This window comes from Mesorhizobium sp. M1E.F.Ca.ET.063.01.1.1, assembly GCF_003998155.1.
GTDB lineage: Bacteria > Pseudomonadota > Alphaproteobacteria > Rhizobiales > Rhizobiaceae > Mesorhizobium.
The window spans coordinates 1-8,167 of the sequence record NZ_RZSC01000234.1 but is presented as its reverse complement, the minus strand read 5'-3'; the positions used below and the strand labels follow the sequence as shown (position 1 = coordinate 8,167).

The window sequence follows — 8,167 nt, the reverse complement described above, 5'->3', positions numbered from 1 at the left end:
CCGTTTGGCCGAGAAAATCCTTCAGGCTTTGCACCTTCGAGTTCATCGTCTGCATTCCCGATACGGAAATATAGAGTTTTTCGGCCTGAATTGCACGTTTTGGCCCGTTCAGGCCGGCTTTGCGGCTTCCTGCTTCAGCCTTTCGATCGCCATCAGCACCCGTTCCGGCGTTGCCGGGGCGTCGAGGCGCGGACAGATTTTGTGGTCCGCGACACTTGCCACGGCATCGGAAAGCGCGTGCAGCACCGACATGCCGAGTGGGAAAGGCGGCTCGCCGACTGCCTTGGAGCGATGCACGGTCGGCTCGTTCGCTTCGGACCAGTCGGCCAGCTTGATATTGAAGATCTTCGGCCGGTCGGAGGCGAGCGGGATCTTGTAGGTCGACGGCGCATGGGTGCGCAGCCGGCCCTTGTCGTCCCACCAGAGTTCCTCGGTGGTGAGCCAGCCCATGCCCTGGATGAAGCCGCCCTCTATCTGGCCGAGGTCGATGGCGCGGTTCAGCGAGCGGCCGGTCTCGTGCAGGATGTCGGTGCGCTCGACCACGTACTCGCCGGTCAGCGTGTCGACCGACACCTCCGAGCAGGAGGCGCCGTAAGCGAAGTAGTAGAAGGGACGGCCCTCGCCCTTGTCGCGGTTCCAGTGGATCTTCGGCGTCTTGTAGAAGCCCGCCGCCGAAAGCTGAATGCGCGCCATATAGGCCTGTTTGACCAGATCGCCGAAGGGTATCTCCTGGTTGCCGATGCGGACCCGGTTGGGCAGGAACAGCACCTGATCGCGTGGCACCTGGTACTTTTCCGAGGCGAAGTTGGTCAGCCGGTCCTTGATCTGGCGGGCGGCGTTCTGCGCCGCCATGCCGTTGAGGTCCGAACCCGAGGATGCGGCGGTGGCCGAAGTGTTCGGCACCTTGCCGGTGGTGGTCGCGGTGATCTTCACCTGATCGAGATCGATCTGGAACTCCTCCGCCACGACCTGCGCCACCTTGAGATAGAGACCCTGCCCCATCTCGGTGCCGCCGTGGTTCAGGTGAACCGAACCGTCGGTATAGACATGCACCAGCGCGCCGGCCTGATTGTAGTGCGTGGCGGTGAAGGAGATGCCGAACTTGACCGGCGTCAGCGCCAGCCCGCGCTTGATGAAGCGGCTGTTGTTGTTGAATGCGCTGATCTCGCGCCGGCGCCGCGCATAGTTCGAGCTTGCCTCCAGCTCGGCGACGATGCGCTGGATGACATTGTCCTCGACCGTCTGGTGGTAGGGCGTGATGTTGCGGTCGCCATTCGTGCCGTAGAAATTCTTCTTGCGGATCTCGAGCGGATCCTTGCCGACGGCAAAGGCGACCTCGTCGATGACGCGCTCGGCGCCGACCATGCCTTGCGGGCCGCCGAAGCCGCGGAAGGCGGTGTTCGAGACCGTGTTGGTGTAGAGCGGCGCCGACTGGGCGTGCACGTTCGGCCAGAAGTAGGTGTTGTCGCAGTGGAACAGCGCGCGGTCGGTGACCGGGCCGGACAGGTCCGAAGAGAAGCCGCAGCGCGCCGCGAACATGAAGTCGACGCCGAGGATGTTGCCGTCGTCGTCGAAGCCGACTTCATAGTCGATGAGGAAATCGTGGCGCTTGCCGGTCGCGGTCATGTCGTCGTCCCGGTCGGGCCGGATCTTGACCGCGCGATGATGGCGTTTGGCGGCGATGGCTGCGAGCGCCGCGAACTGGTTGCCCTGCGTTTCCTTGCCGCCGAAGCCGCCACCCATGCGGCGGATTTCCACCGTGATGGCGTTGCTTGGCACGCCCAGCGCGTGGCTTACCATATGCTGGACTTCGCTCGGATGCTGGGTCGAGGAATAGATGGTGACGTCCTGGTCTTCGCCAGGGATGGCCATGGCGATATGGCCTTCGAGATAGAAATGCTCCTGGCCGCCGAGGCGCATCTTGCCCTTGAGCCGGCGGGGCGCCGCCTTGATCGCCGCGGCCGCGTCGCCGCGCCTCAGCGTCAGCGGCGGGGTGACGAGCTTGCCTTTCCTCGGGTCGAGCTCGGCGATGTCGGTGACGAAAGGCAGCTGCCTGTATTCGACCTTGGCCAGCCTGGTGGCGCGCCGTGCCTCTTCGCGCGTCTCGGCGATGACGCAGAAGATCGGCTGGCCGAAGAACTCGACCTTGCCGTCGGCGAGCACCGGCTCGTCATGACGTCCGGTCGGCGAAATGTCGTTCTCGCCGGGAATGTCCTTTGCCGTCAGCACATCGACGACGCCGGGAGCGGTGCGTACCGCCGAGAGGTCCATGCTGGTGATTGTCGCATGCGTCGCTGTCGAAAGGCCCAGGCAGCCATGCAGGATGCCGGCCGGCTCCGGCATGTCGTCGATATAGACCGCCGTACCGGAGACATGCTTGTGCGCGGAATCATGCCGCTGGTCGCTGGCGACACCGCCCGAGATCTTCTGCGCCTTGAGATTGGGGACGTGCTTGGTCATCAGGCAGCCTCGTAGCGTGAGACCTGGAACGGCGCCTTGGTGCCGGTGGTCTCGACAAAGAAGCGCAACAACAGGTTCTTCGCCGCAAGCGCGCGATACTCGGCGGTCGCGCGCATGTCGGTCAGCGGCGTGAAGTCGCTGGCATATTCGGCCATCGCGGCTTCCACCGTCGCGTCGCTCCAGGTCTTGCCGATCAGCGCCTTCTCAACCGCCGTGGCACGCTTCGGCGTGGCCGCCATGCCGCCATAGGCGATGCGGATATCGGCCACAGAGCCATCCTTGGCCAGGGTCAGATAGAAGGCGCCAAGGGTCGCGGTGATATCCTCGTCGCGGCGCTTGGTGACCTTGTACACGGCAAATCTCGTTCCCTTTGCCGGGACAGGCACGTGCACGGTCTCGACGAATTCGCCAAGCTGACGGTCCTGCTTGCCGTAGGCGATGAAGAAGGTCTCGAGCGGGATCGTGCGGCGGGCGTTGCCCTTGCGCAGCGTCAGTTGCGCGCCAAGCGCGATCAGCGGCGGCGGCATGTCGCCGATCGGCGAGCCGTTAGCGATGTTGCCGCCGATGGTGCCCATGTTGCGCACCTGCTCGCCGCCGATGCGGTCGACCAGCGGTCCCAACGCCGGGATGCGCTTGGACAGCATCTCGAAGGCTTCGGTGTAGGTGACGCCGGCGCCGATGGTGATCATTCCATCAGCCTCAGACATTGAGCGCAGGCCATCGAGATCGCCGATGAAGATCGCCGGTGAGATGTCGCGCATATGCTTGGTGACCCATAGGCCGACATCGGTCGAGCCGGCAACGATGGTGGCGCCCGGTTCCTTTTCGAGCACGGCGGCGAAATCGTCGACATTGGCCGGCACGATCAGCCGCTGCTTGCCAGAGCCGACTTCGACCCTGGCGCCGTCGCGCAGCGCTTCCAGCCGCGCGGTGATCGACTTGCGTTCCACCGCCAGCGGGTCCTTCGCCGCCTTGCCGTAGCTCGAAATGGCACGTGCCGCGCGCATGATCGCCTCGTAGCCGGTGCAGCGGCAGAGATTGCCCTGCAGCGCCTTTTCGATCGCCGCATCGGAGGGGTTGGGCGTCCTCATCCAGAGCGCGTAGAGCGACATGATGAATCCCGGCGTGCAGAAACCGCATTGCGAGCCGTGGAAATCGACCATCGCCTGCTGCACCGGATGCAGCTTATCGCCGTCGCCGCGCAGATGCTCGATGGTGACGACATGGGTGCCGTCGAGCGAGCCCATGAAGCGGATGCAGGCATTGACGCTTTCGTAGACCAGGCCTTCGGCGGACAACTTGCCGACCAGCACTGTGCAGGCGCCGCAATCGCCCTCGGCGCAGCCTTCCTTGGTGCCGCGCAGCGAACGGTCGAGCCGCAGCCAATCGAGCAGAGTTGCATCGGGCGCGACGTCGGTCAGCGCGATGTCGGTGCCGTTCAGGATGAAGCGTATCTCGTTGCGGGTCTCAACCATGTCTCAGCTCCCGCGATAGGTCGAGTAGCCGTAGGGCGAAATCAAGAGCGGCACATGATAGTGCCGTTCCTCCGCCATGCCGAAGCGGATCGGCACGGTGTCGAGGAAGGCCGGCTGCGGCAGGCTGACGCCTTGCCCGCGCAGATAGTCTCCGGCGGCGAAGACCAGCTCATATTCGCCGGTGCGGAAATCGGCACCGGCCAGCAGCGGCGCGTCGCAGCGGCCGTCATCGTTGGTGGTGACGGTCTTCAGATGCGTGCGGGCCTGCCGCTCGATGCGGAAGAGCTCGATCGAGAGGCCTTTTGCCGGCCTGCCGGTCGCGGTGTCGAGAACGTGGGTCGTCAGACGCCCGCCATCGGCTTTGGACGTTTCTGCCACTGGCCGCCTCCCATCCCGGTACAAACGTTTTCAGGTCAATTGTGCGCCAATTAAAGGCGATGCATAAGTCCCGGTCGAGCGGAGTGCGGCAAAAAGCACTTTCAAAAATTTTCGGGGGAATGCTGGCGCACTCCTTTCGATATCTTCATCCCAACAATCGGGCAGGAGCGATCATGCGTTACGAACGGGACATGCGCGGTTACGGGGCCAATCCGCCGGATCCGAAATGGCCCGGTGGCGCCTATGTCGCGGTGCAGTTCGTCGTCAACTACGAGGAAGGCGGCGAAAACTGCGTGCTGCACGGCGACAAGGCTTCGGAAGCCTTCCTGTCCGAGATCGTCGGCGCCGCCCCCTGGGTCGGCCAGCGCCACTGGAACATGGAATCGATCTACGAATATGGCGCTCGCGCCGGCTTCTGGCGGCTCTACCGGCTGTTCACCGAAGCCCAGGTGCCGGTGACCTGCTACGGCGTCGCCACGGCACTGGCCCGCTCGCCCGATCAGGTCGTGGCAATGCAGGAGGCCGGCTGGGAGATCGCCTCGCACGGGCTGAAATGGATCGACTACCGCGACCATAGCGCGGAGGACGAGCGCCGCGACCTCGAAGAGACGATCCGGCTGCATTACGAGGTGACCGGCGCGCGGCCGACCGGCTGGTACACCGGCCGCACCTCGGTCAACACCGTGCGGCTCGCCGCCGAGGAAGGCGGCTTCGACTACGTCTCCGACACCTATGACGACGAACTGCCCTACTGGTTCGACCGCGAAGGGTTGGAGAAGCCGCAGCTCATCATTCCTTACACGCTCGACGCCAACGACATGCGCTTTGCCACACCGCAGGGGTTCAACTCGGGCGACCAGTTCTTCGCCTATCTGAAGGACAGCTTCGACACGCTCTATGCCGAGGGCAAAGCGGGGCGTCCTCGGATGATGAACATCGGCCTGCATTGCCGGCTGGTCGGCCGTCCGGGCCGCGTGGCGGCGCTAAAGCGCTTCGTCGACTATGTGAAGTCGCACGAGAAGGTGTGGCTGACGCGGCGCGTCGACATCGCCAAGCACTGGCGCGAGACGCATCCTTACCAGGCGCCGGCTTTGCGGCCGTCGCGGATGGAGTTCGAGGCCTTCGTGCATGCCTTCGGCGGCGTGTTCGAGCATTCGCCCTGGATCGCCGAGCGCGCCTACGAGCTGGAGCTTGGGCCCGCACATGACAGCGCCGGCGGCCTGCACAACGCGCTCTGCCGCGTCTTCCGCGCGGCGACGGAGGCCGAGCGGCTTTCGGTGCTCAACGCCCATCCCGACCTTGCCGGCAAGCTGGCGGCGGCCAAGCGCCTGACGGCGGAATCGGCCAAGGAACAGGCTTCCGCCGGGCTCGATGCGCTGACCGACAAGGAGCGCGAGCTTTTCTCGAAACTCAACGCCGCCTACGTCACCACCTTCGGCTTCCCCTTCATCATCGCGGTCAAGGGCAAGACCAAGGACGAGATCCTGGCCGAGTTCGAGGCGCGCATCGGCAACAGCCGCGGCGTCGAATTCGAAACCGCCTGCAAACAGGTCGAGCGCATCGCGCTGCTTCGGCTGAGAGACATGCTCCCCCAATAGGCTTCAACACATGGATATGATGGAAATGGCCGAGCGAACCTACTACGCGCCGCATGGCGGCCATCCCGGCCAGAACGAACTTTTGACCGGCCGCGCCGTCTTCACCGAAGCCTATGCGGTCATTCCCAAGGGCGTGATGCAGGACATCGTCACCAGCCCGCTGCCGTTCTGGGACAAGACGAGGGCATGGATCATCGCAAGGCCGCTCTCGGGCTTCGCCGAGACGTTTTCGCAATACATCGTCGAGGTTCTGCCCGGCGGCGGCAGCGACCGGCCTGAGCTCGACGCCGGTGCCGAGAGCGTGCTGTTCTTGGTCGAGGGCGAGCTCGCCGTCTCGCTTGCCGGCACGAAACATGTGCTCCGCCCGGGCGGCTTCGCCTTCCTGCCGCCATCAAGCGGCTGGACGGTGCGCAACGAGAGCGGCGACGCGGTGCGCTTTCACTGGATCCGCAAGGCCTATGAAGCGGTCGACGGGCTCGATGTGCCGGAAGCCTTCTTCACCAACGAGCAGCAGATCGCGCCGAGCCCGATGCCCGGCACCGAGGGCCGCTGGGCGACGACGCGCTTCGTCGATCCGGCCGACATGCGCCACGACATGCACGTCACCATCGTCACGCTCAAGCCCGGCGCCGTCATTCCGTTCGCCGAGACGCATGTCATGGAGCACGGGCTCTATGTGCTCGAAGGCAAGGCCGTCTACCGGCTCAACCAGGACTGGGTCGAGGTCGAGGCCGGCGACTTCATGTGGTTGCGCGCCTTCTGCCCGCAGGCCTGCTATGCCGGCGGCCCCGGCAACTTCCGCTACCTGCTCTACAAGGACGTCAACCGGCATGCCAAGCTTGGCAGCGCCGGCCTTGGGGATCGCGCGCGGTGACCCGCATCGTCGCCCGGCCGCTGACGCGCGAAGAATTCGCGCCGTTCGGCGACGTCATCGACATGGGCGGCGACAACCGCTATCCGATCAACGGCGGCAAGGCGATGCGCTACCATGATCTCGCCACTGCCGAGGCCACCGGGCCGAACGCGCGCGTGCTGATCTCGATGGTGCGCGGCACGCCCTACGAGATGCCGCTGAAGCTCACCATGGTCGAGCGCCATCCGCTCGGCAGCCAGGCTTTCATCCCGCTGTCGCCGCGCCCGTTCCTGGTCGTCGTCTGCCATGACACCAAGGATGGCCCCGGCGAGCCGCATGCCTTCATCACCGCGCCCGGCCAAGGCATCAACTACCGCCGCAACCTCTGGCACGGCGTGCTGACGCCGATCGGCGCGGAGCAGGATTTCCTCATCGTCGACCGCGGCGGCGACGGCTCCAACCTCGAGGAGTGCTATTTTTCGCACCCTTACGAGATCCACCTCCCCTGAAGAGTTTCTCATGACCGACATTTCGCTGATCGACCGCCTGCTCGACGTGATCGAGCACGATATCGTGCCGAAGACGGCCGAAGGCGTTGCCCATGGCAACAAGCTGTTCGGCGCCGCGATTCTCAGGAAAGGCGACCGCTCGCTGGTGCTCGCCGAGACCAACAACGAGATCGAAAACCCGCTCTGGCACGGCGAGGTGCATTGCCTGAAGCGCTTCTACGAAATGCCGAAAGCCGAGCGCATCGACACCAAGGATGCGCTGTTCCTGGCCACGCACGAGCCTTGCTCGCTCTGCCTGTCGGCGATCACCTGGACCGGCTTCGACAATTTCTACTACCTCTTCAGCCACGAGGACTCGCGCGACAGTTTTGCCATCCCGCACGACCTCAAGATCCTGAAGGAGGTCTTCACCCTCGACCCCGGCGGCTACAACACCGAGAACGCCTACTGGAAGAGCTTTTCGATCCGGCGGCTGGTGCGGGCCTTGCCCGAAGCCTCGCGCAAGCGGCTTGAGGCGCGCATCGGGAATATCTCGGCGCGCTATGACGAGCTGTCAGACGCCTACCAGGCAAGCAAGGCCGACAACGACATTCCCCTGAGCTGAGTGGTTCAGGACGGCTCCTTGAGTTGCCACCACAATGGCGGCAACTCGAACCCTCGAGAAACACGTAGCCAAGGAAATCTCTCCCGGGACAAGGGGAGCTGGACCGGGTTCTACTTCAGGACCTTCCCATCCGCTCCGAACCGGTAGGTCTTGGCCGGATCCGGCGTCGCGTAGAGCGTCGAGCCCGGCTCGGCATTGTAGACGCCGAAGATGCGCACCGTGAGCAGCCCCGCCTTCTCGCAGTCGAGATAGAGGTTGGTGTCGGCGCCGAGATGCTCGGCATGCACCAC

General features: G+C 64.5%; 7 protein-coding genes and 1 pseudogene. 4 read left to right on the top strand and 4 right to left on the bottom strand.

The window, feature by feature from the left end:
• Positions 1-108: 108 nt before the first annotated feature.
• The 3 genes from xdhB to uraH are packed head-to-tail and all read right to left on the bottom strand — an operon-like array spanning position 109 to position 4,313.
• Complete coding sequence (gene xdhB, locus EOA29_RS17670; protein ID WP_126090633.1) at positions 109-2,460, bottom strand: xanthine dehydrogenase molybdopterin binding subunit; 2,352 nt, start codon at positions 2,458-2,460, stop codon at positions 109-111.
• Entirely contained in the window at positions 2,460-3,935 is a 1,476-nt protein-coding gene (xdhA, locus tag EOA29_RS17665; protein WP_127221208.1) for a xanthine dehydrogenase small subunit, read from the bottom strand. The genes xdhB and xdhA overlap by 1 nt, the downstream gene beginning before the upstream one ends.
• Before the next feature lie 3 nt (positions 3,936-3,938).
• A complete protein-coding gene (gene uraH / locus EOA29_RS17660; RefSeq protein WP_126090635.1) occupies positions 3,939-4,313 on the bottom strand; it encodes a hydroxyisourate hydrolase in 375 nt (124 codons plus the stop codon).
• A gap of 173 nt (positions 4,314-4,486) precedes the next feature.
• Between uraH and puuE the strand changes: the two genes are divergently transcribed.
• From puuE to EOA29_RS17640, 4 genes are read left to right on the top strand one after another with little or no spacing between them, the layout of a single operon-like run.
• On the top strand, positions 4,487-5,911 hold the full coding sequence (puuE, locus tag EOA29_RS17655; protein WP_126090636.1) for an allantoinase PuuE: 1,425 nt from the start codon (positions 4,487-4,489) through the stop codon (positions 5,909-5,911).
• Positions 5,912-5,921: 10 nt separating this feature from the next.
• Entirely contained in the window at positions 5,922-6,785 is an 864-nt protein-coding gene (locus tag EOA29_RS17650) for a bifunctional allantoicase/(S)-ureidoglycine aminohydrolase (protein WP_126090637.1), read from the top strand.
• Positions 6,782-7,273 (top strand): ureidoglycolate lyase, encoded by a 492-nt coding sequence (locus tag EOA29_RS17645; RefSeq protein WP_126090638.1) that lies wholly within the window; start codon positions 6,782-6,784, stop codon positions 7,271-7,273. Before EOA29_RS17650 ends, EOA29_RS17645 begins: the two co-directional genes overlap by 4 nt.
• Positions 7,274-7,283: 10 nt before the next feature.
• Positions 7,284-7,877 carry a nucleoside deaminase gene (locus EOA29_RS17640; RefSeq protein ID WP_126090639.1) on the top strand — a complete coding sequence of 198 codons (594 nt, stop codon included), beginning with the start codon at positions 7,284-7,286 and terminating at the stop codon, positions 7,875-7,877.
• A gap of 110 nt (positions 7,878-7,987) precedes the next feature.
• Here the strand turns inward: EOA29_RS17640 and EOA29_RS17635 are convergent.
• Positions 7,988-8,167 (bottom strand): annotated as a pseudogene (locus EOA29_RS17635) (TOBE domain-containing protein); the annotation flags it as partial.